This is a genomic window from Pseudomonas sp. A125 (genome assembly GCF_055409485.1).
The window spans coordinates 131280-155647 of record NZ_JBUZVP010000012.1 but is presented as its reverse complement, the minus strand read 5'-3'; the positions used below and the strand labels follow the sequence as shown (position 1 = coordinate 155647).

General features: G+C 60.7%; 23 protein-coding genes. 12 read left to right on the top strand and 11 right to left on the bottom strand.

The annotated features are described in order from the left end of the window. Positions 1–2: 2 nt before the first annotated feature. Together pncB and ACZRN6_RS18140 are read right to left on the bottom strand one after the other, a co-directional pair. Positions 3–1217, bottom strand: a complete 1215-nt coding sequence (pncB, locus tag ACZRN6_RS18145; RefSeq protein WP_177041311.1) for a nicotinate phosphoribosyltransferase — start codon at positions 1215–1217, stop codon at positions 3–5. 216 nt (positions 1218–1433) lie between these two features. Continuing rightward, positions 1434–2330: a LysR family transcriptional regulator gene (locus ACZRN6_RS18140; RefSeq protein WP_322143008.1), complete on the bottom strand. Its 897-nt coding sequence runs from the start codon at positions 2328–2330 to the stop codon at positions 1434–1436. A 154-nt stretch (positions 2331–2484) separates the two neighbouring features. Here ACZRN6_RS18140 and amaB point away from each other — a divergent pair, with 154 nt between their 5' ends. From amaB to ACZRN6_RS18095, 9 genes are all read left to right on the top strand, one after another. Beyond that, a complete protein-coding gene (amaB, locus tag ACZRN6_RS18135; protein ID WP_322143009.1) occupies positions 2485–3975 on the top strand; it encodes an L-piperidine-6-carboxylate dehydrogenase in 1491 nt (496 codons plus the stop codon). A 204-nt stretch (positions 3976–4179) separates the two neighbouring features. Further along, complete coding sequence (gene amaA, locus ACZRN6_RS18130) at positions 4180–5463, top strand: L-pipecolate oxidase (protein WP_464008438.1); 1284 nt, start codon at positions 4180–4182, stop codon at positions 5461–5463. Positions 5464–5850: 387 nt separating this feature from the next. Then, on the top strand, positions 5851–6987 hold the full coding sequence (locus ACZRN6_RS18125) for a branched-chain amino acid ABC transporter substrate-binding protein (RefSeq protein ID WP_464008437.1): 1137 nt from the start codon (positions 5851–5853) through the stop codon (positions 6985–6987). 252 nt (positions 6988–7239) lie between these two features. Next, complete coding sequence (locus ACZRN6_RS18120) at positions 7240–8154, top strand: ABC transporter permease subunit (RefSeq protein ID WP_003217447.1); 915 nt, start codon at positions 7240–7242, stop codon at positions 8152–8154. 2 nt (positions 8155–8156) lie between these two features. Continuing rightward, positions 8157–9434 (top strand): high-affinity branched-chain amino acid ABC transporter permease LivM, encoded by a 1278-nt coding sequence (gene livM, locus ACZRN6_RS18115; RefSeq protein WP_464008436.1) that lies wholly within the window; start codon positions 8157–8159, stop codon positions 9432–9434. After that, positions 9431–10306, top strand: coding sequence for an ABC transporter ATP-binding protein (locus tag ACZRN6_RS18110; RefSeq protein ID WP_076018031.1), 876 nt, complete (start codon positions 9431–9433; stop codon positions 10304–10306). Before livM ends, ACZRN6_RS18110 begins: the two co-directional genes overlap by 4 nt. Beyond that, complete coding sequence (locus tag ACZRN6_RS18105; RefSeq protein ID WP_010173912.1) at positions 10303–11019, top strand: ABC transporter ATP-binding protein; 717 nt, start codon at positions 10303–10305, stop codon at positions 11017–11019. Before ACZRN6_RS18110 ends, ACZRN6_RS18105 begins: the two co-directional genes overlap by 4 nt. A 734-nt stretch (positions 11020–11753) precedes the next feature. Then, positions 11754–12521, top strand: a complete 768-nt coding sequence (locus tag ACZRN6_RS18100; protein ID WP_177083147.1) for an SDR family oxidoreductase — start codon at positions 11754–11756, stop codon at positions 12519–12521. 223 nt (positions 12522–12744) lie between these two features. Next, entirely contained in the window at positions 12745–13650 is a 906-nt protein-coding gene (locus ACZRN6_RS18095) for a cation diffusion facilitator family transporter (protein ID WP_464008435.1), read from the top strand. A 101-nt stretch (positions 13651–13751) separates the two neighbouring features. On the opposite strand, the gene ACZRN6_RS18090 is transcribed toward ACZRN6_RS18095, so the two are convergent. The 5 genes from ACZRN6_RS18090 to ureE form a co-directional block, all read right to left on the bottom strand. Next, positions 13752–14873, bottom strand: coding sequence for an AGE family epimerase/isomerase (locus ACZRN6_RS18090; RefSeq protein WP_464008434.1), 1122 nt, complete (start codon positions 14871–14873; stop codon positions 13752–13754). A 168-nt stretch (positions 14874–15041) separates the two neighbouring features. Beyond that, the gene (locus ACZRN6_RS18085; RefSeq protein WP_464008433.1) at positions 15042–15614 is read right to left on the bottom strand and encodes a HupE/UreJ family protein; all 573 of its coding nucleotides are present in this window, start codon (positions 15612–15614) and stop codon (positions 15042–15044) included. Positions 15615–15638: 24 nt separating this feature from the next. Continuing rightward, positions 15639–16253 carry an urease accessory protein UreG gene (gene ureG, locus ACZRN6_RS18080; RefSeq protein WP_322143016.1) on the bottom strand — a complete coding sequence of 205 codons (615 nt, stop codon included), beginning with the start codon at positions 16251–16253 and terminating at the stop codon, positions 15639–15641. Between the two features lie 9 nt (positions 16254–16262). Then, positions 16263–16937: an urease accessory protein UreF gene (locus ACZRN6_RS18075; protein ID WP_322143017.1), complete on the bottom strand. Its 675-nt coding sequence runs from the start codon at positions 16935–16937 to the stop codon at positions 16263–16265. Next, positions 16934–17434 (bottom strand): urease accessory protein UreE, encoded by a 501-nt coding sequence (ureE, locus tag ACZRN6_RS18070; protein WP_322143018.1) that lies wholly within the window; start codon positions 17432–17434, stop codon positions 16934–16936. Before ureE ends, ACZRN6_RS18075 begins: the two co-directional genes overlap by 4 nt. A 338-nt stretch (positions 17435–17772) precedes the next feature. Between ureE and ACZRN6_RS18065 the strand changes: the two genes are divergently transcribed. Then, entirely contained in the window at positions 17773–18261 is a 489-nt protein-coding gene (locus tag ACZRN6_RS18065; protein ID WP_322143019.1) for a C40 family peptidase, read from the top strand. A 1-nt stretch (position 18262) separates the two neighbouring features. Here ACZRN6_RS18065 and ACZRN6_RS18060 read toward each other — a convergent pair whose 3' ends face one another. Further along, entirely contained in the window at positions 18263–18895 is a 633-nt protein-coding gene (locus ACZRN6_RS18060) for a TetR family transcriptional regulator (protein ID WP_322143020.1), read from the bottom strand. 151 nt (positions 18896–19046) lie between these two features. Continuing rightward, on the bottom strand, positions 19047–19496 hold the full coding sequence (locus ACZRN6_RS18055; protein ID WP_322143021.1) for a hypothetical protein: 450 nt from the start codon (positions 19494–19496) through the stop codon (positions 19047–19049). A 367-nt stretch (positions 19497–19863) separates the two neighbouring features. Between ACZRN6_RS18055 and ACZRN6_RS18050 the strand changes: the two genes are divergently transcribed. Further along, positions 19864–21933: an AsmA family protein gene (locus tag ACZRN6_RS18050; protein WP_464008432.1), complete on the top strand. Its 2070-nt coding sequence runs from the start codon at positions 19864–19866 to the stop codon at positions 21931–21933. A gap of 125 nt (positions 21934–22058) precedes the next feature. Here ACZRN6_RS18050 and ACZRN6_RS18045 read toward each other — a convergent pair whose 3' ends face one another. Beyond that, positions 22059–22589 carry a ferritin-like domain-containing protein gene (locus ACZRN6_RS18045; RefSeq protein WP_003217418.1) on the bottom strand — a complete coding sequence of 177 codons (531 nt, stop codon included), beginning with the start codon at positions 22587–22589 and terminating at the stop codon, positions 22059–22061. Positions 22590–22678: 89 nt separating this feature from the next. After that, positions 22679–23587: a LysR substrate-binding domain-containing protein gene (locus ACZRN6_RS18040; RefSeq protein WP_464008431.1), complete on the bottom strand. Its 909-nt coding sequence runs from the start codon at positions 23585–23587 to the stop codon at positions 22679–22681. Between the two features lie 136 nt (positions 23588–23723). Between ACZRN6_RS18040 and ACZRN6_RS18035 the strand changes: the two genes are divergently transcribed. After that, positions 23724–24365 (top strand): FMN-dependent NADH-azoreductase, encoded by a 642-nt coding sequence (locus tag ACZRN6_RS18035; protein WP_464008430.1) that lies wholly within the window; start codon positions 23724–23726, stop codon positions 24363–24365. Positions 24366–24368 lie beyond the last annotated feature (3 nt).

The window sequence follows — 24368 nt, the reverse complement described above, 5'->3', positions numbered from 1 at the left end:
ATTCACTCCTTGCTGGGTAGGGCAGGTACTTTGAAAACGTGGCGCAAATAGGCGACAAAGTTCGGATCGGTGCAGTGGGTCTTGCCCGCTTCATCGGAAATCTTCGCGACGGGCTGGCCATTGCAGGCGGTCATTTTAAGCACGATGCTCATCGGTTCCACACCTGGAATATCACAGGTCAGGTTGGTGCCGATGCCGAAGCTCACATTGATCCGACCACGCAGCGCGCGGAAAATCTCCAACGCCTTGGGCAGCGACAGGCTGTCGGAGAACACCAGGGTCTTGCTCATCGGCTCGATCCCCAGCTTGTGGTAGTGGGCGATGGCCTTTTCGGCCCACTGCACCGGGTCACCGGAGTCGTGGCGCAGGCCGTCGAACAGCTTGGCGAAGTACAGGTCGAAATCGCCGAGGAACGCATCGGTAGTGATGCAGTCGGTCAGGGCGATGCCCAGCAGGCCACGGTATTCACGCACCCAGCAGTCGAGGGCGGCGATCTGGCTGTCGATCAAGCGCGGGCCGAGTTGCTGGTGCGCCATGATCCACTCGTGGGCCATGGTGCCCAGTGGCTTCATGTCCAGCTCGCGGGCCAGGTGCACGTTGCTGGTGCCGACAAAACGCCCGGGGAAGTCATGCTTGAGCACGTTCACCACTTCTTCCTGCACGCGGTAGGAGAAGCGTCGGCGCGTGCCGAAATCGGCCACCTGCAGTTCGGACAATTCTTCGACGCTGGCATTCGCGGTCAACCAGTCGAACTTGCGGTACAGCTGCTCGCGGGCCTGTTCGAGGATGACGCTTTGGTAGCGATAGCGGTTACGCACTTCGCTGACGATGGCCAGCATCGGCACTTCAAACAGGATCACATGCAGCCACGGCCCGCGCAGGCGGATAAACAGCTCACCGTTTTCGATACCGGTGTGCACATAGCGCAGGTTGAAGCGGAACAGCCCGAGGAAGCGCAGAAAGTCCGGCTTCATGAAGCTGATGCGTTCCAGGAAGCCCAGTTGGTCGGGGCTCAGGCTCAACTCGGCCAGGCGCTCGATCTGGTAGCGGATTTCCGCCAGGTACGGGCGCAGGTCTTCACTGTTACGGCAGCGAAACTCCCATTCAACTTCCACGTTCGGGTAGTTGTGCAGCACCGCCTGCATCATGGTCAGCTTGTAGAAGTCGGTGTCGAGCAGGTTCTGCACGATGCGATCGGCAAACACACTCTCGCTCATAACGGGAATCTCCAGACGGGTCGGCGATGGGCGCCAACCTTTACGCACAATTGATAAGGAATGGCGCTAGTGGCGCATAGACCTGTGCTGTTTTGCCAGCAGTTTTTTCGGTGGGACCACTGACGCCATCGCAGGCAAGCCAGCTCCCACAGGTGAATGCATTCCAAAAGGTGGGAGCTGGCTTGCCCGCGATAGCGGTATTGCAGGCCAAAAAAATCAAACTGACTCGACTTGCTCCATCATCCACTTCACAAAATCGCGCACTTTGGGCACCTCCGCCGAGTGCTCGGGGTAGGCCAGGTAATACGCATCCTGGCTCGGCATCGCGTGCTGCCAGGGGATCACCAGCTTGCCTTCGGCCAATTCCTCTTCCACCAGGAACCTTGGCAATAACGCCACGCCGCAGCCCACTTGTGCGGCGCGGATGCACATGTAAAAGGTCTCAAAACGCGGCCCGTGGTAGCTGTGCTCGGTGTGATAACCCTGGGCGGCGAACCAGTCGTGCCAGCCTTGCGGGCGCGAAGCATTTTGCAGCAGCACCAGTTCACTGAGTTGCGTGGGGTCGGTAAACGGCTGGGCGGGCAGGCTGTCGGGCGCGCACACGGGCACCAGTTCTTCGCTGAACAGTTTCAAGCTTTCGGTGCCGGGCCGTGAGCCCTGGCCGAAGTAGAAGGCCAGGTCCGCCTTGCCTTGCAGCAGCTCGTCCGGCTCCTGTTCGTTGCACAGGTCCAGGTGAATCTGCGGATGCCGCAGCCGCCAGCCCTTGAGGCGTGGCACCAGCCAGCGCGCGCCGAAGGTGTAGGGCGTGGACACTCGCAATACTTCGGTCTCGCCGCCGTAGGAGCGCAGGTAGTGGGTGGACATCTCCACCTGCGTGAGGATCTTGCGCACCTCTACCAGGTACAGATCGCCCGCCGGGGTCATCTGCAAACGGCGGCGCACCCGGCGAAACAGCAGGTGCTGCAGCAGTTCTTCGAGCTGCGCGACCTGTTTGCTGACGGCGCTCTGGGTGAGGTTCAGCTCCTCGGCGGCGCGGGTGAAACTCAGGTGGCGGGTGACCGCTTCGAAACACTGCAAGGCGGTGATCGAAGGCAAATGTCTTTTATTCAGCACGGCACGCCTCTTTTTGTTCTTAGCATGAATAAACGGAATGATATCTCGCCTAATCGTCGTTTGTTGGCAAGTCTTGGGCCAGCTACAAATAAGGTCTGGATCGTCGCGGGAACTGGCGGCGCACATTTCTGTTTGAAGATTGAAGGAGTGACCCATGGTTGCCGCATTGCTTGATCGTCTCGGGGTAAACCCGGCGCTGTACCAGGCGGGTAAACAACCCGTGCATTCGCCCATCGATGGCAGCCGGATTGCCAGTGTGCACTGGGAAGGCGCCGCCGAGGTGGAGCAGCAGGTCAGTCGCGCCGAGCATGCATTCGACGCCTGGCGCAAGGTGCCGGCACCCCGTCGTGGTGAGCTGGTGCGCCAGTTCGGCGACGTGTTGCGCGAATACAAGGCCGACCTCGGTGAGCTGGTGTCGTGGGAAGCCGGCAAGATCACCCAGGAAGGTTTGGGTGAAGTGCAGGAAATGATCGATATCTGCGACTTCGCCGTGGGCCTTTCGCGTCAACTGTACGGCTTGACCATCGCCTCCGAGCGCCCGGGCCACCACATGCGTGAAACCTGGCACCCGCTGGGCGTAGTCGGCGTGATCAGCGCCTTCAACTTCCCGGTGGCCGTGTGGGCGTGGAACACCGCGCTGGCGCTGGTCTGCGGCAACGCGGTGATCTGGAAACCCTCGGAAAAGACCCCGCTCACAGCCCTGGCCTGCCAGGCGCTGTTCGAACGCGTACTCAAGAACTTCAGCGATGCGCCGCCGTACCTCAGCCAGGTGATCATCGGTGGCCGCGATGCCGGCGCCGCGCTGGTGGATGACCCGCGCGTCGCGTTGATCAGCGCCACCGGCAGTACCCGCATGGGCCGCGAAGTGGCGCCGAAAGTCGCCGCACGTTTTGCTCGCAGCATTCTCGAGCTGGGCGGCAATAACGCAATGATCCTTGGCCCAAGCGCCGACCTGGACATGGCTGTACGCGCCATCCTGTTCAGCGCCGTCGGAACCGCCGGCCAACGCTGCACCAGCCTGCGCCGGTTGATTGCCCATGAGTCGGTGAAAGAAGAAATCGTCACCCGCCTCAAGGCTGCGTATTCCAAAGTACGCATCGGCCATCCGCTGGAAGGCAACCTGATCGGCCCGCTGATCGACAAACACAGCTTCGAAAACATGCAGGACGCCCTGGAGCAGGCCTTGAGCGAAGGCGGCCGGGTGTTTGGTGGCAAGCGGCAGTTGGAAGACAAATTCCCCAACGCTTACTACGTGTCGCCGGCGATTGTGGAAATGCCGGAGCAGAGTGATGTGGTGTGCACCGAAACCTTCGCCCCGATCCTGTACGTGGTCGGCTATACCGATTTCGCTGAAGCGCTGCGCCTGAACAATGCGGTGCCACAGGGTTTGTCTTCGTGCATCTTTACCACTGACGTGCGTGAAGCCGAGCAGTTCATGTCGGCCGTGGGCAGTGACTGCGGGATCGCCAACGTCAACATCGGGCCGAGCGGCGCGGAGATTGGTGGCGCGTTTGGCGGTGAGAAAGAGACCGGTGGCGGGCGTGAGTCGGGTTCGGATGCATGGCGCGGGTACATGCGTCGCCAGACCAATACCGTGAACTACTCGCTGGAATTGCCGCTGGCCCAGGGCATCACCTTCGACTAAATCTCTGCTCAAAGTGCGGTCAATGTAGGAGCTGGCTTGCTGTGGTGAGGGGGCTTGTCCCCCGTCGGGTTCACCACAGATTGATGGGGCTGCTTCGCAGCCCAGCGCGGGGCAAGCCCGCTCGCCACAGCAAGCCAGCTCCTACATTTGATCGGGTTCGCACATCAACAATAGTGGTTTGTTAGGTCTCATCGGAGTCTGGCAATGGCATTGCGCGAAGCGTGTTTGTGGGAACAACTCACCCCTGGCCGGCCGGATCGTGCCGCGCTCAAGGGCGAGGTCAATGTGGATGTGTGCGTGATCGGCGCCGGTATCACCGGTTTGTCGGCGGCCATTCACTTGCTGGAACAGGGTAAAAGCGTTGCCGTACTCGAAGCCCATCGCACCGGCCAGGGTGGTTCGGGGCGCAACGTGGGCCTGGTCAACGCCGGGATGTGGATCCCGCCGGACGAGATCGAGGCCGGTTTTGGTACTGAAGTGGGCAGCCAGCTCAACCGTATGCTTGGCGCGGCACCGTCTCTGGTGTTCAGCCTGATCGACAAATACAACATCGACTGCCAATTGCGCCGCGAGGGCACCTTGCACATGGCGCACAACGCCCGTGGCGAGGCGGATTTGCGCAGCCGTGAAGAACAGTGGAAGCGGCGCGGCGCACCGGTGGAGCTGTTGACCGGCGCTGCGTGCGAACAGGCCACGGGCACCAGGAAGATTGCCGCCGCCTTGCTGGACCGGCGTGCCGGCACCTTGAACCCGATGGCTTACACCAGCGGTTTGGCGAACGCCGCCGCGGGGCTCGGCGGGCAGTTGTTCGATCATTCCCCGGTCACTCAACTGGAGCGCCAGGGCCAGCACTGGTCTGTGCAAACTGCCCAAGGCTCGGTGCAGGCCGAACATGTGGTGATCGCCTCCAACGCCTACACCGAAGGTGACTGGACCGAACTGCGCCGCAACTTTTTCCCCGGCTTTTACTATCAGGTGGCGTCGGCCCCACTGACTGACGAAGCCGCGCAACACATCCTGCCCGGCGGCCAAGGCTCCTGGGACACGCGCCAGGTACTCAGCAGCATCCGCCGCGATGCCGAAGGCCGGCTATTGCTCGGCAGCCTGGGTAACGGCAACCAGAAACCTGCCTGGTTTCTCAAAGCCTGGGCCGATCGGGTGCAGCAACACTACTTCCCGTACCTCAAGCCGGTGCAGTGGGAATGCACCTGGACCGGCTGCATCGCCTTCACCCCGGACCACCTGATGCGTCTGTTCGAGCCGGCGCCCGGGCTGGTGGCGGTCACCGGGTACAACGGGCGTGGCGTGACCACCGGCAGCGTCGTGGGCAAAGCCTTTGCAGACTACCTGTGTCACCAGGATCCCCAGGCGTTGCCGATTCCGTTCGCGCCGATGCAGCCGTTGGCCGGGGTGGGCCTGCGCAGCTGTTTATACGAGGCGGGATTCTCGCTGTATCACGCGGGGCAATGCCTGCGGATCGTGATCTGATCAACGAAATACCGCTCAGAAGCCTGCATTTTCTTAGCCGGCTACTAATCTGTATTGGTGCGAGTCGTAGCAGTAACGCACTGTAAATGTGCACTTCCGTTACGCACGCTGTTACAGGTTCAAGGGTGGCCGTTTAATGGCCGGGTTGCAGTGCTTGATCCGTCGGGTTGCACTTTATGGATCCAATGGTTGCACCCGGTTGAGTTAGACGGTTGCACGTCCAATCAAAAGGCGCCCAAAAACCTGTAATAACAATGACACCGTGTCTTTTTGAATAATAAAAACGTGATGGCACGCCGCTTGCTCTGGGCTTTCCGAAAGCTTTTGAAGTGAAGCCGGCTGTTATCAAAAGAATGCCAATTCAACAAAAACCTCGGAGCACCACTCATGTCCCAGACGTTTTACAAGAAAGGTTTTCTAGCCCTCGCCGTTGCTGCGGCGCTGGGTGTTTCTGCGTTTGCTCAAGCTGATGTGAAGATTGGCGTAGCGGGGCCGATGACCGGCGCCAACGCGGCATTTGGTGAGCAGTACATGAAAGGTGCCCAGGCGGCGGCCGACGTCATCAACAAGGCCGGCGGTATCAACGGCGAGCAGATCAAGCTGGTGGCCGGCGACGACGCCTGCGAACCCAAGCAGGCCGTGGCCGTGGCCAACCGCCTGGTTGACCAGGACAAAGTGATTGGCGTGGTCGGGCACTTCTGCTCGTCGAACACCATTCCAGCCTCCGAGGTGTATGCCGATGCGGGCGTGATCATGATCACCCCGGGCTCCACCAACCCGCAGGTCACCGAGCGCGGCCTGTCGGCGGTGTTCCGCATGTGTGGTCGTGACGACCAGCAAGGCATCGTGGCCGGCGACTACATCGTCGACGTGCTCAAGGGCAAGAAAGTCGCAGTTATCAATGACAAGGACACTTACGGCAAAGGCCTGGCTGACGCCACCGCGGCGCAGTTGACCAAGCGCGGCGTGAAGCCGGTGCTGGAAGAAGGCCTGACCCGTGGCGAGAAAGACTTCAGCGCGCTGGTCACCAAGATCCGCTCCACCGGGGCTGACGTCGTGTACTTCGGCGGCCTGCACCCGGAAGCTGGTCCACTGGTTCGCCAGATTCGTGAAGCCGGCCTCAAAGACGTCAAGTTCATGTCCGATGATGGCGTGGTCACCGACGAACTGGTCGCTACCGCAGGTGGTGCGCAGTACGTGAATGGCGTGTACATGACCTTCGGCGCCGACCCGCGCCTGCTGCCAGACAGCAAGACCGTCGTGGAAGAGTTCCGCAAAAATGGCACCGAGCCTGAAGGCTACACCCTGTACGCCTACGCGTCGGTCCAGGCCCTGGCGGCTGGCTTCAACGGCGCCAAGTCCGACAAGGGCGAAGACGCAGCCAAATGGCTGAAAGCCCACCCGGTCAAAACCGTCATGGGCGAGAAGAACTGGGACACCAAGGGTGACCTGAAAATCTCCGACTACGTGGTTTACCAGTGGGACAAGGACGGCAAATATCACCAGCTGGAAAAGCAGAAGTAACGTGAGCGCGATCGGTTAGACGCCACTTGACCCTGTGGGAGCCGGGCTTTTGTGGGAGCTGGCTTGCCTGCGATAGCGTCACCTCGGTTTGACTGACATTTCGAGGTGTCTGCATCGCGGGCAAGCCCGGCTCCCACACAAGCCAGCTTCCACACGGGGACTTGGTTGCCAGCCCCTTTTGTGTCTGTCTTTTCCTCCTAGAAGATCCGCACACCCACAGGTGTGCAGGCTCTCACTGCGTGAGATTGCGTTATGGATGGTATTTTCCTGCAGCAACTGGTCAATGGGCTGACCCTCGGGTCGGTCTATGGCCTGATCGCCATCGGCTACACAATGGTCTATGGCATCATTGGCATGATCAACTTCGCCCACGGCGAGGTTTATATGATTTCCGCTTACCTCGCGGCGATCAGTCTGGCACTGCTGGCTTACTTCGGCATCGAATCCTTCCCGCTGCTCATTCTTGGCACCCTGATCTTTACCGTCGTTGTCACAGGCGTTTACGGCTGGGTCATCGAGCGTGTCGCCTACAAACCGTTGCGCAACTCCACCCGACTGGCACCGCTGATCAGCGCCATCGGTATCTCGCTGATCCTGCAGAACTACGCGCAGATCGCCCAGGGCGCCAAGCAACAAGGCATCCCGACGCTGCTGGCCGGCGCCTGGAGAGTCGACATCGGCACCGGCTTCGTGCAGTTGACCTACACCAAGGTGTTCATCCTGGTGGCCGCGTTCGTCGGCATGGGCCTGCTGACCTATATCATCAAGTACACCAAGCTCGGCCGCATGTGCCGCGCCACCCAGCAAGACCGCAAGATGGCGTCGATCCTCGGTATCAACACCGACCGGGTCATCTCCTACGTATTCGTGATTGGTGCCGCCATGGCCGCGCTGGCCGGTGTGCTGATCACCTTGAACTACGGCACGTTCGACTTCTATGCCGGCTTCATCATCGGCATCAAGGCATTTACCGCTGCGGTACTCGGCGGCATCGGTTCCCTGCCTGGGGCCATGCTGGGCGGGATCATCCTGGGTATTTCCGAGTCGCTGTTCTCGGGGTTGATCAACTCTGACTACAAAGACGTGTTCAGTTTCTCCCTGCTGGTGGTGATCCTGATTTTCCGTCCCCAGGGCCTGCTCGGTCGCCCACTCGTGGCGAAGGTATAACTATGTCTGCTGCCTACTCTATCGATATCAAGAAAAGTGTCGTCGATGCGGTACTCGCCGGGCTGATTTCGCTGATCGTGTTCGGTCCGATCGTCGGCGTGGTCCTCGACGGCTACAGCTTCAACCTGCAACCGGCGCGTGTCGGCATCCTGGTGGCCATTGTGATGGTCGGCCGGTTTGCCATGAGCCTGTTCCTGCAAACCCCCAAGGGCCTGCGGATTCTGCAGGGGTTTGAAAGCACCGGCTCCGGTGTGCATGTACTCAAGCCAGACTACAAGTCGCGCCTGCGCTGGATCATCCCGGCGTTGATCGTGATTGCCATCGTGTTCCCGTTCTTCGCCAATAAATACCTGTTGACCGTGGTGATCCTCGGCCTGATCTACGTGTTGTTGGGCCTGGGCCTGAACATCGTGGTGGGCCTGGCCGGGCTGCTCGACCTGGGTTACGTGGCGTTCTACGCCATCGGTGCCTATGGCCTGGCGCTGGGTTATCAGTACCTGGGTTTGGGCTTCTGGTCAGTGCTGCCACTGGCGGCCATTTGCGCGGCGTTGGCGGGGTGCATACTCGGGTTCCCGGTGCTGCGAATGCACGGTGATTACCTGGCGATCGTGACCCTGGGCTTCGGTGAAATCATCCGCCTGGTGCTGAACAACTGGCTGTCGTTTACCGGTGGCCCGAACGGCATGCCTGTGCCGTCGCCAACGTTTTTCGGCCTGGAATTCGTGCGCAAGGCGAAGGATGGCGGGGTGCCGTTCCACGAGTTCTTCGGCATCGACTACAACCCCAACTTCAAATTCCTGTTTATCTATATCGTGCTGTTCCTGGTGGTGCTGCTGGTGCTGTACATCAAGCACCGCCTGACCCGCATGCCGGTGGGCCGCGCCTGGGAAGCCTTGCGCGAAGATGAAATCGCCTGCCGTTCCATGGGCCTCAACCACGTATTGGTGAAACTCTCGGCGTTCACCATTGGCGCTTCGACTGCCGGTTTGGCCGGGGTGTTTTTTGCCAGCTACCAGGGCTTCGTCAACCCGTCGTCGTTTACCTTCTTCGAGTCGGCGCTGATCCTGGCCATCGTGGTGTTGGGCGGCATGGGTTCGACCGTCGGCGTGGTGATCGCCGCATTCGTGCTGACCGTGGCGCCGGAGTTGCTGCGCAGCTTCTCTGAATACCGCGTGTTGCTGTTTGGCGTGTTGATGGTGGTGATGATGATCTGGCGACCACGAGGCCTGATTCGCATCAGCCGTACCGGTGTAGTCCCACGCAAAGGAGTGGCGCCATGAGCAAGGAAGTCGTCCTCTCTGTGGAACACCTGATGATGCACTTCGGTGGCATCAAGGCCTTGAGCGATGTGAGCCTGCAGGTCAAACGCAACTCGATCTTCGCCCTGATCGGCCCCAATGGCGCCGGCAAGACCACAGTGTTCAACTGCTTGACCGGTTTCTACAAAGCCTCCGGCGGCAAGATCGAACTCAATGTGCGCGGCAAACAGACCAACGTGATCCAACTGCTGGGCGAGCGCTTCAAGGTCACCGACTTTGTCTCACCGAAAAGTTTCTTCAGCCGGGTGTTCTACAAAATGTTCGGCGGCACCCACCTGGTGAACCGTGCGGGCCTGGCGCGCACGTTCCAGAACATTCGCCTGTTCAAGGAAATGTCGGTGGTGGAAAACCTGCTGGTGGCCCAGCACATGTGGGTCAACCGCAACATGCTCGCGGGCATCCTCAACACCAAGGGCTACCGCAAGGCTGAAAGCGATGCCCTCGACCATGCGTTCTACTGGCTGGAAGTGGTAGACCTGGTGGACTGCGCCAACCGCCTGGCCGGCGAGCTGTCCTACGGCCAGCAACGCCGCCTGGAAATCGCCCGCGCCATGTGCACTCGGCCGCAGATCATCTGCCTGGATGAGCCGGCTGCCGGCCTCAACCCCCAGGAAACCGAAGCCCTCAGCGCGATGATTCGCCTGCTGCGCGACGAACACGACCTGACGGTGGTGCTGATCGAACACGACATGGGCATGGTGATGAGTATTTCCGACCACATTGTGGTGCTGGACCACGGCAACGTGATTGCCGAAGGCGGCCCGGAAGCGATCCGCAACGATCCTAAAGTGATCGCGGCTTACCTGGGCGCTGATGAAGAGGAGCTGGTATGAGTGAGCCAATCCTCGAACTGAAAGACCTGGACGTATTCTACGGCCCGATCCAGGCCTTGAAGAAAGTCTCGTTGCACATCAACGAAGGTGAAACCGTGAGCCTGATTGGCTCCAACGGCGCGGGTAAGTCCACGCTGCTGATGTCGATCTTCGGCCAGCCACGGGCCGAGTCCGGGCAGATCATCTACCGCGGTGTCGACATTACCCACAAGTCGTCCCACTACATCGCCTCCAACGGCATTGCACAGTCGCCGGAAGGCCGGCGGGTGTTCCCCGACATGACCGTCGAGGAAAACCTGCTGATGGGCACCATCCCGATTGGTGACAAGTTCGCCACCGAGGACATGCAGCGCATGTTCGAGCTGTTCCCGCGGCTCAAGGAGCGGCGTAACCAGCGGGCGATGACCATGTCGGGCGGCGAGCAGCAAATGCTCGCCATCGCCCGCGCGCTGATGAGCCGGCCCAAGCTGTTGCTGCTGGACGAGCCGAGCCTGGGGCTGGCGCCGATCGTGGTGAAGCAGATCTTCGCCACGCTGCGGGAGCTGGCGTCTACCGGCATGACCATCTTCCTGGTGGAGCAGAACGCCAACCACGCGTTGCGTTTGTCTGACCGGGCGTACGTGATGGTCAATGGCGAGATTCGCCTCACAGGCACCGGCAAGGAGTTGCTGGTGAATGAAGAGGTGCGTAACGCTTATCTGGGTGGGCATTGATTGCTGATTCAGCGGTAATACCTGTGTGGGAGCTTCGGCTCCCACATTTGTTTTTGGGCTACCCGCAGCGCTTTCCTGAAATTGTGGACAACAAATCCAGGCACCTGCCAAAGCGCGACATATAGCCGCCGCAAATCCCTGTTTTGTCACAGTTTTGACTTGTCCCCAACCGCTGTGGAACCGGCTGTGGGTAACGTGGGAGTAGCTGGCTGGAGGCCTTTGTTTTCGTGGCTTGCAGCGCGGTGGTTGTTTATTGACCAGTGACTTTTTCGCGACCGCCCGAGGGTTTTGTCAACCTGTTTAAAGACACAGGTATATGACTGGAATATGTCACGCCAGCCTGTGGATAAGTCTGTGACTAAACTCTGGAAAGAGTGCCGCAGAGGCCGGAATGACTGGCCTGGAGCCATCGTCCTGATTGCACCGTTTTGCACCGGGCTACATACGGCTTGGCCAAGGTCAAGCAAAAAACTTTTTGAATCGCGCTGAAAGCCTTGTATACCGCGGCTCTCAGCTTTTGCAGTTGCCCCCAAAGACTGTGGACGGGGCTGTGGATAAGGTGCGCGCACATCGCTGCACGCCACGGTGGGTATGGGCTTTGAGTGATTGGTTGAATTTCGTACAGTATGAGCAGCGTTCACCTGTGTCCACAGCCTGTATCAGTTGCCGCCAGCCCGGCAGCCGGGCATTCTGCTGGCTGATTTTTTACCTCGTAGCCCTGCAAGGAGAACACCATGTCCAATACGCTGTTTATTACTGGCGCGACCTCGGGTTTTGGCGAAGCCTGTGCCCGGCTTTTTGCCGAAGCCGGCTGGAAACTGGTGCTCACCGGCCGCCGCGCAGAGCGTCTGAACGCCCTGTGCGCCGAGCTTTCCAAGCAGACCGAAGTGCACGGCCTGGTGGTGGACGTGCGTGACCGCAAGGCCATGGAGGAGGCGATTGCCAACTTGCCGCCGTCCTTCGCCACGCTGCGCGGGCTGATCAACAACGCCGGCCTGGCGGTGGGCACCGACCCGGCGCCCAAGTGCAGCCTCGACGATTGGGAAACCATGGTCGACACCAACATCAAGGGCCTGCTGACCACCACCAGCCTGCTGTTGCCGCGCCTGATCGCCCATGGCCGTGGTGCCGGCATCATCAACCTCGGCTCCATCGCCGGCAGCTACCCGTACCCGGGCAGCCACGTGTATGGCGGCACCAAGGCCTTCGTCAAACAGTTCTCGCTGAACCTGCGGTGTGATTTGCAGGGCACTGGCGTACGGGTGACCAACATCGAGCCGGGGCTGTGTGAAAGCGAGTTCTCGCTGGTACGGTTTGCCGGTGACCAGGCGCGTTATGACGCGACTTATGCCGGTGCCGAGCCGATCCAGCCGCAAGACATCGCAGACACGATCTTCTGGGTGCTCAACACACCGGCCCATGTGAACATCAACCGCCTGGAGCTGATGCCAGTGAGCCAGACCTGGGCCGGGTTTGCGATTGAGCGCGGTGCCAAGGCTTAAGTTCGTCGAGCTGTTGTGGCGAGGGAGCTTGCTCCCGCTGGGGCGCGAAGCGGCCCTGGCTTTTTTGGGGCGGCTTCGCAGCCCAGCGGGAGCAAGCTCCCTCGCCACAGGTTTTTGTCAGCCTTAAATATGCGGCAAATCGGCCAAAACAGGACATAAGGTACACTCCACCCCTGAAAACCCCGCCGCGCTGTGCGGTTCAAAGGTTTTGACAGGAGGATATGTGAGTAACCGAGGTGAGCAGTCGCTGCTCAAACAATCGACGATTCTGATGTTCGCGGTAGCGATCGCCGGGATTGTCACGGGTGTGGTGTCGGGCGCCCAATCGATTTTATTCGACGGCTTTTTCTCGCTGATCGCCACCGCCATCAAGGTGCTGATGCTGATCACGGCCAAGCTGATCGCCAAGAAAAGCAACGAGCGTTTCCAGTTCGGCTACTGGCACCTGGAGCCGATGGTGTTGCTGATCGAAGGCAGCTTTTTGCTGTTGATCGCCATCTATGCGTTTCTCAACGGTGTGTTCGGCATTATCAACGGCGGGCGCGATATCGAGTTGGGCCTGGTGATCATCTATGCGGCGGTGTTTACCGTCGTCGAGTTCGCCTACTTCTTCTATGTGCGTTACCGCAATCGCACGCTCAAATCGTCGCTGATCCAGTTCGACAACATCAGTTGGCTGGTGGACGCGATGCTGTCGGTGGGGCTGCTGGTGAGCTTCCTGGCCGCCTTGTTGCTCAAGTCCCAGGGCTATGGGCAATGGGCGGTGTACGTCGACCCGCTGATATTGATTTTGCTGGCGTTGAGCATGCTGGCGCCGGCCTTCAAGATCCTGCGCCCGGCGCTACGCGACGTGCTGGGGATTGTGCCGGACCAACTGGACGGCAAGGTGCGCGAAGTGATGGACGCGGCCCAGGCCAGGCATGGTTTTGACGACTACGTGTCCTACGTGCAGAAGCACGGGCGGGCGCGGTTTATCGAGATTCATGTGGTGCTGCCGGCGGATTACCCGGTGGATAACGTCGCCACCCTGGACAGGTTGCGCGAAGAGATATCCACAGGGCTGGGCAGGCCGGACGCGGCGCGCTGGCTGACGATCAGTTTTACCGGGGATCGAAAATGGATTGCTTGAGGGGCAATTAGACAGCTATCGCCGGCAAGCCGGCTCCTACATTTGATGTTTGAACCCATTCATCCGTAGGAGCCGGCTTGCCGGCGATAGCGCCCTGAAAATCAGCCGAGATACTCGACTAACCCCAGGTAGCACGTGGCCAAGTGGTAAGGGGTGGTCGACGGCATGTCCCGACGGCTCACTTGCCCCTTGGCATCCAGGCATTCGTTCCAACCTTTGTCATGCAGGAAGCGCTGTTGCAGCGCCAGCAATTGGCGTTGCAGCACGGCTGCACTGGCGGGCCGCAAGGTCAGCGCCCGCAGGTATTCGGCCTGGGCCCAGATACGTTGGGTGCCATCGCGCACGGTGCCGTCCAGGGCCAGCATGCCGCTGACTGCCCCTGTCACGTTATCCACACCCTGTTGCTCGGCATAGGTGAACGCTTTGTTCAGCGATGTGTGCAGCGGCGTGCCGCGCAGCAAGTCTGAAGATTCCAGCAGGAAGAACCATTCGAACTGGTGCCCCGGCTCAAACCAGTTATCCACAGCGCCCAGCGGCTTTTCCATCATGACGCCGTGCTGGCGGTCGATGAAGCGCTTCTGCATGGCATTGGCCAAATCCAGCAGCGCGTCTTGCGTCACGGCGTCTTCACGCACGGCCAGCGTGGCGAGGAAGCCCTCGGCCAGGTGCATCAACGGGTTCTGCAAAGGGCCGGACTTGAGGGATGACCAGCTACGCTCCAGCACCGCTTCGTACAGGCCGTCGCCGGTGGCGAAGCGATCGGCGACCACTTCCAGGGCGGCATCGAGCACCGACTCCACCAGCGGCTCGCGCACTTTGGCCCAATAGTGGGCGCAGGCGAAGATGATGAAGGCGTGGGTGTAGAGGTCTTTGCGTTTATCCAGCGGCTTGCCGTGGGCGTCGATGCTGTAGAACCAGCCGCCGTGCTCGGCGTCGTGGAAGTGCCGTTGCAGGGAGCGGAACAGCGCGGCTGCGCGCTCTTCGGCAAAGGCGGCTCCGGGCTCGCCGATCAGGCTGGCGAACAGGTACAACTGCCGTGCGCAGGCCATGGCGCGGTAGCGTTGCGGGGGCAATGGGCGGTGGTCTGCGTCCAGTGCCTCATAGGGCAGCGCCAGGTCGGCATTCCAGCCCGGGCCTTGCCAGAGTGGCACGATCAGGTCGTTGAAGTGCGTCAACACGGCGGTCAATTGGGGCTTGAGGGCAGAGCTTGGAGCGATGGGCATCGGCTGGCGTCGTCACGGCAGGGGTGTTTGCGCGACATGGTATCAGGCTTGAGGTAGGTGGTGGCTGTGAGTCCGTCATCGCGGGCGAGCCCGGCTCCCACAGTTGACCAAGTACTCCTGTGGGAGCCGGGCTTGCCCGCGATGAGGCCATTGGAAACGCCGCAAATCTCAGGCAGCGAGCAACCAAACCCCGGTCGCCGCCGAGGCCGCGCCAGCAACCCGCACCAACGGCGCAGCCGCCGCCGGCAGGAAGCGCACCACGGCATACCCGGCCGCATGCAAAACCGCCGTCGCACCCACAAACCCTGCGGCATACGCCCAAGGGCTGGACATGTCCGGCAGCTCCAAACCATGCGCCACGCCATGGAACAGCGCAAACAGCGCCGTCGCCGCTACCGCCACGAACAACGGCGGGCGCACCGCCAGCGCTACCGCCAGGCCCAGCGCCAGCACCGACGCGGCAATCGCGCTTTCCAGCGCCGGCAGTTCCAGCCCTTCAAAGCCCAGCATCCCGCCGATCAGCATGGTGCCGACAAACGTGCACGGCAGCGCCCAGCGCGCCGCGCCTTTTTGTTGTGCGGCCCACAGGCCCACGGCAACCATCGCCAGCAAGTGGTCGATGCCACCCAACGGGTGACTGATACCAGCCACCAGGCCGTTGTCGCCATGGCCGGGGTGGGCGAAGGCGAGGGCGGGGGTGAGCAGCAACGCTGCGGCGGCGAGAAGTGTATTGAGGCGCATGGACAGGCTCCTTGTAGAGGTTGATCAGGCTGCGGTCAGCAAGCCCTGGCGTTCGATGAAGGCGACGATTTCTTCCAGGCCGACGCCGGTTTTCTGATTACTGAAGACGAAGGGTTTGCCGCCGCGCATGCGCTGGGTGTCGCTGTTCATCAGCTCCAGGGATGCGCCCACCAGCGGCGCCAGGTCGATCTTGTTGATCACCAGCAGGTCGGACTTGCAAATCCCTGGCCCACCTTTGCGCGGCAGCTTGTCGCCGGCCGACACATCGATCACGTAGATGGTCAGGTCTGACAGCTCCGGGCTGAAGGTCGCCGAGAGGTTGTCGCCGCCGGACTCCACGATGATCAGGTCCAGGCCGGGAAAGCGCCGGTTCAGTTGGTCCACGGCTTCGAGGTTGATCGAGGCGTCTTCGCGAATCGCGGTGTGCGGGCAGCCGCCGGTTTCCACGCCGATGATGCGCTCGGGCGCCAGGGCCTGGTTGCGCACCAAAAAGTCGGCATCTTCGCGGGTGTAGATATCGTTGGTGACCACCGCCAGGTTGTAGCGGTCGCGCAGGGCCAGGCACAGGGCGAGGGTCAGGGCGGTCTTGCCGGAGCCGACTGGGCCACCGATGCCGACGCGCAGGGGTTGTGTGTTCATATGCTTCTCCTAGGAACGGAACAGGCGGCTGTACTGGCGCTCATGGGCCATGCACGCCAGGGACAGGCCAAAGGCGGCGCTGCCGCAGTGATGGGGCCCGAGTTGGCTGGCGCTCTGCTGGGCTTTTTGCAGCAGCGGCAGCAGTTCACTGGTCAGGCGTTGGGCGGCTTGCTGGCCCAGGGGCAGGGTCTTCATCAGCACCGCCAGTTGGTTTTCCAGCCAACTCCATAGCCAGGCAGCCAGGGCGTCGTCGGGGCTGATCTGCCAGGCGCGGGCGGCCAGCGCCCAGCCCAGGGCCAGGTGCGGTTCAGGTTGGGTCGACAGAAATGCCCGCGCGGTCTCATCCAGTTCTGGCAAACCATTGAGCAGTTGGTGCAGGGAATAACCCATCTGGCGGCTTTCCTGATACAGCTCGCGGGTTTCGCGGCTGGCGCGGTGCTCTTCACACAACTGCGCAAGGCTTGGCCAGTCTTGTTCAGCGGCGGCCTTGCAGTGGGCGAGCAACAGCGGCGCCTCGAAACGCGCCAGGTTGAGCAACAGTTGATCGCTGATCCAGCGTCCGGCACTTGTCGGGTCGTTCACGCGGGCTTGCTCCACGGCCATTTCCAGGCCTTGGGAATAGCTGTAGCCACCAATCGGCAATTGCGGGCTGGCCAGGCGCAACAGCGCCCAGGCGGGGTTCACAGGCGTACGCCGAACTGGTGCAGCTTGGGCGGGTAGTTGAAGTCTTCGTCGCCGTGGCGCGAGTGATGATGCCCACCGCCATACGCGCCATGTTCGGGCTGGAACGGCGCTTCGATCGTTTCAGTGGTCGCGCCCAACTGATCAAGCATGGCCTTGAGCACGTAGTCATCAAGCAAGCGCAACCAACCGTCGCCCACTTGCAAGGCCACGTGGCGGTTGCCCAGGTGATAGGCGGCGCGGGTCAGCTCAAAGGCATTGGGGCAGGTGACGTGCAGCAGTTGTTCAGGGCGCGCCCGCACGCGTACGACACGTCCGTCTTCGGCCTGTAGGCATTCACCATCGTGCAGCGGCGGCTGGCCGCGTTCCAGAAACAGGCCGACGTCTTCTCCCTCGGCACTGAAACAACGCAGGCGGCTTTTGCTGCGCGCGTCGAAATTGAGCAGCAACTCGGCGGCCCAGACGGGTTCGGGGGCGATTCGGCGGTGGATCACCAGCATCAGGAAAGCTTCCAGCTATGAGCGATAAGCAAGCTAGAGCAAGGGTCTTGCCAACCACGCGGGGAGTAGGATTTCCCTGTAGGCAGGCGGCATGTGCCACCTGATGGCGCAGGAAATTATTCCAAAATGTTTCATTTTGGTGCGTCAGTGAATTTATAGCACCGGTTTCGAGCGTCCGGCGTTGAATTGCGCTGCGTGCTGCATGAAATTTCTTTCATCTTTTGGGAGGTCGGGTTGTTTCGGATTTTTCCCACGCTGTAACAGGATTCGCCGCTCATCAGGTTACGCGCTGTTTCATTAGGATTCCGCTCCGTCATTAATCTTCAGCGGTTTCGAGCATGTACAAGTCATTTTTCTGTTTATTGATTGTCAGCCTTTCGCTGGCTATTTCATCCGCATCCGCCAATTTCCAGCCGCCGGTCGCGTTCCACACCTCATCGTCGATCGACAGCGTGATCGACCGCGCCCACGCACTGTTGGGCACGCCTTACAGAATGGGTGGGACATCGGTAGCCCAAGGCTTCGATTGCAGCAGCTTCCTGGTGTACTTATTCAAGACCGAAGCCAACATTAATCTGCCCCGTACCACGAGCGCGATGCACCGCTCGACAGCCGCCACGGTCCGGCGCGAGGCATTACAGCCCGGTGATGCGGTGTTTTTCAGGGGCAATGGGCGCGGCCAGGTCAGCCACGTCGGTCTCTATATCGGTGAGGGCAAATTCATACACTCGCCGCGCACCGGCAAAAACGTGCGCATCGACTCACTGGCGAACAGCTACTGGAACCGCAACTACACCACCGCCAAGCGTTTCCATAGCGTGCGCTGAGTTATTCGGTGCTGCCCAGGCCTTGCCAGTGCTTGAGGCCGATAAAGATAAAGCGCAGTTGCTGGGTGATTTTCGCTTGAGGTGTGAGGTGCGCAGGCAACGCTGCGGCGGGCGGGTCGATGATGTCGGGCAGGGTGGCAAACACGCTCTTGACGATCAGGTCGGCCATCACGTGCAAGCCGTCGGCATCCAGGTGCTGGAGCTTGGGCATCAGGGTCAGGTCGGCGGCCAGGTCGCTGGCGATGTCTTCACGCAGGGCGCCAATCGCTTGGCGAACCGCCAGGCTGCCACCGTATTGCTCACGGGCCAGAAACAGGAATTGCGAGCGGTTGGCGGCGACCACGTCGAGGAAAATGCGTACCGAGGCGTCAATGATGCCGCCCATCACAAATTCATTGTGGCGCACCAGGCGAATCGTTGCCCGAAAGGTCTGGCCGACTTCACTGACCAAAACCAGGCCCAACTGATCCATATCGGCAAAGTGACGGTAGAAACCGGTGGGCACGATGCCGGCGGTCTTGGCCACTTCACGCAGGCTCAGGCTGCCGAACCCACGGCCACACTCCATCAGATGGCGGGCTGCGTCCATCAGGGCGAGTCGGGTCTGTTGCTTCTGTTCGGCGCGGGGCAGCATTGGCAGGCGGGCTTTGTGGATAAGGACAGCGACGCACTCTAGCAAATCAGCTTTGCCAGCGTCGAACTTCAAAAGGGAGAAGGGCGTTGCGGTTCACACAAAGTCAAAGCCCGATCGGGTGATCGGGCTTTTTTCCAGGGCCAGCACGGGCTTAGCTCGCGGCTTGATGCAGTTCGTTCACACGGTCAGAACCACCTTCAGCGACAGCACCGGCATAAGCGCGTTCGTTGGCTTGTTCAGCACCGCCTTCAACCAGACCTTTCTGTTCCAGGCGATCACGGCCACCTTCGGCAACAGCGTTGCGTTCCATCAGGCGATCAGCGCCACCTTCAACCAGACCTTTTTGTTCCAGGCGGTTACGGCCGTTTTCTACAACACCTTCGGTGTAAGCGCGTTTGTTGGCGTTGTCCGAACCGTTTTCAGTGATGCTGCCGTTGTAGTCGGTGTTGTTCTTGTCCGAAGCACCGCTGCGGGCCAGGGTTTGGCTTGCGTGGGAAGCATCGGCTTTCACTTGCGGGGTGGCCTGTTCAGCAGCTGGCAGGGCAAATGCGCTGGTGGCCAGGACGGAGAGTACAAAGCTTGCGAGTAATTGGCGTTTCATGAGGGTTGCTCCTAGGGAGTGCGATAAATTGGGTACAGGGCTAATGCTACTCTTGATAAGTCGATATAAAAGTTCATAAACACAATGGTAATAATCAACAGAATTGATTGTTCCCTGCGAAGGCTCTATCTCGCAGGTCTCAAGCCCGCGCTTTTGCACCGTAGTGGGTATTTTCGACACGATCGTGGGTAACAACGGTGCGTCGTTGATGATTGGAGCGGTCTGGTTGGTCAGAAACGATGGTTTTTGCCGGTAATTCATCGATGGGGTTAAACCCCCGCGCGGTTTGTCAGTCGTAGCCATATAAGCTGTAGTCATAACGTGCGCCGTAACGCGCCCGCTCAGTCGTAACCTGGAGTCCTGTGCAATGACGCGCACTCGTAAAATTCTCGCCTGGAGCTGCGCCAGCTTCGTTTTGTTAGTCGCCATTGTGGTGTTGGTCCTGGTGTTCTTTGACTGGAACCGGGTCAAGCCGCCGATCAATGCCAAAGTCTCCGAAGAGCTGCACCGCGCCTTTGCCATCAATGGCAACCTGGCGGTGGTGTGGCGCCGCGAACCCGATGAAGGCGGCTGGCGCGCCTGGGTTCCGTGGCCTCATGTGATTGCCGAAGACCTGACCCTGGGCAACCCCGACTGGTCGAAAACCCCGCAAATGGTCACTCTCAAGCGTGTTGAATTGCGCATCTCGCCCCTGGCGTTGCTGGCCCAGCGCGTGGTGATCCCGCGTATCGACCTCACCGAACCGAGTGCGCAGTTGCAGCGCCTGGCCGATGGCCGCGCCAACTGGACCTTCAAGTTCGACCCCAAGGACCCGAACGCCGAACCGTCCAACTGGGTGGTAGACATCGGCGCCATCGGTTTCGACAAGGGCCACGTGACCCTCGACGACCAAACCCTCAAGACCCAGCTCGACGTGGTCATCGATTTACTCGGCAAGCCGATCCCTTTCGGCGAGATCGTCGGCGACGCCGACGCCAGGAAGGCCCTGGAAAAAGGCGCGGCGCCGCAGGATTACGCGTTCGGTCTCAAGGTCAAAGGCCAGTACCACGGCCAGAAACTCGACGGCACCGGCAAGATCGGTGGCCTGCTGGCGCTGCAGGACGCTGCCAAACCGTTCCCGCTGCAAGCCCAGGCCAGGATCGGCGACACCAGCATCGCGCTGGCCGGCACCCTGACCGACCCGATGAACCTCGGCGCACTCGACCTGCGCCTCAAGCTCTCCGGCAGCAGCCTGGGCAACCTCTACCCGCTGACCGGCGTGACACTGCCGGATTCGCCAGCCTATTCCACCGATGGTCACCTCATCGCCAAGCTGCATGAGGCCAACGGCGCGTCGTTCCAGTACGAGAACTTCAACGGCAAGATCGGCGACAGCGACATCCACGGCAACCTCGGCTACGTCGCCAGCCAGCCACGGCCCAAACTCAAGGGTGCGCTGGTCTCCAACCAACTGTTGATGACTGACCTCGCGCCGCTGATTGGCGCCGACTCCAACGCCAAGCAAAAAGCCCGTGGTGGTGAAAGCAAGCAGCCGGCAACCAAGGTGTTGCCGGTGGAAGAGTTCCGCACTGAGCGCTGGCGCGATATGGATGCCGACGTTGAATTCACCGGCAAGCGCATCGTGCACAGCGCCGAATTGCCGTTTACCGACCTTTACACTCACCTGGTGTTAAACGATGGCCAATTGAGCCTCGAACCCCTGCGTTTCGGCGTGGCGGGCGGCAAGCTCGACGCGCAGATTCGCCTCAACGGGCGCACCACGCCGATGGAAGGCCAGGCGAAACTCACCGCACGCAACTTCAAGCTCAAGCAGCTGTTCCCGACTTTCGAGCCGATGAAAACCAGCTTCGGTGAGCTCAATGGGGATGCGGATATCTCCGGGCGCGGCAACTCGGTGGCGGCGCTGTTGGGCACCTCGAATGGCGATCTGAAGATGTTGATCAATGACGGTGCCATCAGCCGTGGCCTGATGGAAATCGCCGGGCTTAACGTGGGCAACTACGTGGTTGGCCGCCTGTTTGGCGACAAGGAAGTGAAGATCAACTGCGCGGCGGCAGACTTCGGCATCAAGTCCGGCCTGGCGACGACTCGCCTGTTTGTGTTCGATACCGAGAACGCCATCATCTATATCGATGGCACGGCGAACATGGCCAGCGAGCAGCTGGACCTGACGATTACGCCGGAGTCCAAGGGCTTCCGTCTGTTTTCCCTGCGTTCGCCGTTGTACGTCAATGGGCCGTTCATCAAGCCCAATGCCGGGGTGAAAGCCGTGCCGTTGATGTTGCGTGGCGCGGGCATGGTGGCGCTGGGTGTAATTGCCGGCCCGGCGGCGGGCTTGCTGGCGCTGGTGGCACCGAGCGGCGATGAGCCGAACCAGTGTGCGCCGTTGCTGCAACAGATGAAGGAAGGCAAGGCGCCTAAAACAGTGAAGGGCTAGCTGGCAAAACCGGGAAGCAAATGTAGGAGCGGGCTTGCTCGCGAAGGCGGTGGTTCAGTCAGGAATGTGCCGACTGATCCACCGCCTTCGCGGGCAAGCCCGCTCCCACATGGGGTTGCGGTTAGTTAGAGGTCTTTCAGAATGTCTGCCATGTCATCGGCGTGCTCTTCTTCCTGGGCCAGAATGTCTTCGAAGATCCGGCGTGTGGTCGGGTCTTTGTCACCGATGTACTGGATGATCTCGCGATAGCTGTCCACCGCGATGCGCTCGGCCACCAAGTCTTCGTAGACCATTTCCTTGAGCGTGTTACCGGCTACATATTGTGCGTGAGAGTTCTTCGACAGCAGGTCGGGGTTGAACTCCGGCTCGCCGCCCAGCTGCACGATGCGCTCGGCCAGCTTGTCGGCGTGTTCGGCTTCCTGGGTGGCGTGCTCAAGGAATTCCTCGGCAGCGACATGCGCCTTGACGCCATTGGCCATGAAATAGTGGCGCTTGTAGCGCAGCACGCACACCAGTTCGGTGGCCAGCGATTCGTTGAGCAGGCGCAGGATCTCCTGGCGGTCGGCGTCATAGCCTTCAGTCACGGCACCGTTTTCGACGTTCTTGCGGGCGCGGTCACGCAATGTGGCTACGTCAGACAAATGTGAGTCAGTCATCTTGATTCTCCTGGGGCTAATCCGGTTTTACGCCACGCTCTGTCGGCGTGATCGCACTAAGTTGTGAGTCCCAGGCAGTGCAAAAAGTTTTATCGGATTTGAGGGGCGTGGCCTGACAGCCGCGCTTCGTCCCTTAGCCATTCAAAAAATGCTCGCACTGGCGGGTGCCGTTCACGTCCCGGTACGCACAGGGCGCTGTAGCCGGCGCCGTCCACGCTGACCTGGGGCCGGTAAGGCACCAGCAAGCCGCTGTTGATGCTTTCCGAGACCAGGATATTGCTTGCCAGCACCAAGCCCTGGCCGGCGATCGCTGCTTGCAGGGCGTAGTGTTCTTCGTCGTATTCGCGCAGTGGCGAGGCGGATTGCAACCAGTCTTCCCCGGCCTTTTCGCACCAGGCTTGCCAGCCCAGGGCGTAGAGCTGGGAGTTATGCCAGCGCACGCTGATCAAGGTCGGCGGGCGCTCGCGTGCCAGGGCGACCTGTTCGGGGGAGCCATAGACCGCGAAACACTCATCGAACAGGCACAAGCCGTACAGGTTGGTGTAGTCGTCGATGCTGTAGCGAATCGCCAGGTCGACACTGGCGTCCTGCTGTAAATCCACGACGGCGCAGTTGGTGTCCAGGCGCAGGCTGATATCCGGATGGGCAGCGTAGAAGCGTCCCAGTCGCGGCACCAGCCATAAAGCGGCAAACGCGGGCGTGGTGGACAGCGTGAGATGGCCGGCGCTGCGTTGCGGGCGCAGGGTGTCGACGCTTTGTGCCACGTCCAGCAGCGCGCCATGCAGGCTGTGGAACAAGCGCTCGCCGCGCTCCGTCAGGCGCACCTGGCGCGGCAGCCGCTCGAACAGCGGCACGCCGAGCCAGGTTTCCAGGGCGCGAATCTGGTGGGACACCGCCGTCGGCGTCACCGACAGCTCGTGGGCGGCAGCCTTGAAACTCAGCAGGCGCGATGCCGATTCAAAGGCGCGCAGGGCGGTCAGGGGCAGCGAGGCGAACATGCAGGCTCCATGGATGAGTTTTTCTCATCCCAAACAACTATTGCTCATTTGTGAGGTAGGCCGCTCATCTCTAGATTTGTGGGCAAGAGTGGCAGCTATTCAGGTTGCCGGAGTCTAGCGTGTGAAGGCCTTACAGATGAAAAAAATGCTTGTGATTCATTCCAGCCCGCGTGGCGAACGCTCCCATTCCCGGCGCCTGGCCGAGGTGTTTCTCGCCGCGTGGCAAAGCGCCAACCCGGGCGCGCAACTGACCCGCCGCGAAGTCGGCCGTGCGTCGATTCCCCATGTCAGCGAAGCATTCATTGCCGCCAGCTTCCACCCCGAGCCCCAGTCCATGCCTTTGTCCATGCACGCTGATTTACAGTTGAGCAATGAACTGGTGGGTGAGTTGGTCGAGCACGAACTGCTGGTGATTTCCGTCCCGATGTACAACTTCGCGATTCCCAGCGGGCTCAAGGCCTGGATCGACCAGATCGTACGCATGGGCCACACCGTAGACATCACCCAGGACAGCCAGGGCATTGCCCAGTATCAGCCTTTGTTGTTGGGCAAAAAGGCGCTGATCATCACCAGCCGCGGCGGCAGCGGCTTTGGCCCGGGCGGTGAAAACGAGGCGATGAACCACGCCGATCCGCATCTGCGCACCGCGTTGGGGTTTATCGGTATTGAGGACGTCACGGTGATTGCGGCAGAGGGCGAGGAGTTTGACCCGGCGATATTTCGTCGTTCGTGTGACGCGGTGGAGGGCCAGTTGCGCGATCTGGCAACTGGCTTCTAAGGG

Coding starts and splice junctions, on each gene's coding strand:
- pncB (WP_177041311.1), bottom strand. CDS start 1,217: ATGAGCGAGAGTGTGTTTGCCGATCGCATCGTGCAGAACCTGCTCGAC.
- amaB (WP_322143009.1), top strand. CDS start 2,485: ATGGTTGCCGCATTGCTTGATCGTCTCGGGGTAAACCCGGCGCTGTAC.
- amaA (WP_464008438.1), top strand. CDS start 4,180: ATGGCATTGCGCGAAGCGTGTTTGTGGGAACAACTCACCCCTGGCCGG.
- ACZRN6_RS18125 (WP_464008437.1), top strand. CDS start 5,851: ATGTCCCAGACGTTTTACAAGAAAGGTTTTCTAGCCCTCGCCGTTGCT.
- ACZRN6_RS18120 (WP_003217447.1), top strand. CDS start 7,240: ATGGATGGTATTTTCCTGCAGCAACTGGTCAATGGGCTGACCCTCGGG.
- livM (WP_464008436.1), top strand. CDS start 8,157: ATGTCTGCTGCCTACTCTATCGATATCAAGAAAAGTGTCGTCGATGCG.
- ACZRN6_RS18110 (WP_076018031.1), top strand. CDS start 9,431: ATGAGCAAGGAAGTCGTCCTCTCTGTGGAACACCTGATGATGCACTTC.
- ACZRN6_RS18105 (WP_010173912.1), top strand. CDS start 10,303: ATGAGTGAGCCAATCCTCGAACTGAAAGACCTGGACGTATTCTACGGC.
- ACZRN6_RS18100 (WP_177083147.1), top strand. CDS start 11,754: ATGTCCAATACGCTGTTTATTACTGGCGCGACCTCGGGTTTTGGCGAA.
- ACZRN6_RS18090 (WP_464008434.1), bottom strand. CDS start 14,873: ATGCCCATCGCTCCAAGCTCTGCCCTCAAGCCCCAATTGACCGCCGTG.
- ACZRN6_RS18085 (WP_464008433.1), bottom strand. CDS start 15,614: ATGCGCCTCAATACACTTCTCGCCGCCGCAGCGTTGCTGCTCACCCCC.
- ureG (WP_322143016.1), bottom strand. CDS start 16,253: ATGAACACACAACCCCTGCGCGTCGGCATCGGTGGCCCAGTCGGCTCC.
- ureE (WP_322143018.1), bottom strand. CDS start 17,434: ATGCTGGTGATCCACCGCCGAATCGCCCCCGAACCCGTCTGGGCCGCC.
- ACZRN6_RS18065 (WP_322143019.1), top strand. CDS start 17,773: ATGTACAAGTCATTTTTCTGTTTATTGATTGTCAGCCTTTCGCTGGCT.
- ACZRN6_RS18060 (WP_322143020.1), bottom strand. CDS start 18,895: ATGCTGCCCCGCGCCGAACAGAAGCAACAGACCCGACTCGCCCTGATG.
- ACZRN6_RS18055 (WP_322143021.1), bottom strand. CDS start 19,496: ATGAAACGCCAATTACTCGCAAGCTTTGTACTCTCCGTCCTGGCCACC.
- ACZRN6_RS18050 (WP_464008432.1), top strand. CDS start 19,864: ATGACGCGCACTCGTAAAATTCTCGCCTGGAGCTGCGCCAGCTTCGTT.
- ACZRN6_RS18045 (WP_003217418.1), bottom strand. CDS start 22,589: ATGACTGACTCACATTTGTCTGACGTAGCCACATTGCGTGACCGCGCC.
- ACZRN6_RS18040 (WP_464008431.1), bottom strand. CDS start 23,587: ATGTTCGCCTCGCTGCCCCTGACCGCCCTGCGCGCCTTTGAATCGGCA.
- ACZRN6_RS18035 (WP_464008430.1), top strand. CDS start 23,724: ATGAAAAAAATGCTTGTGATTCATTCCAGCCCGCGTGGCGAACGCTCC.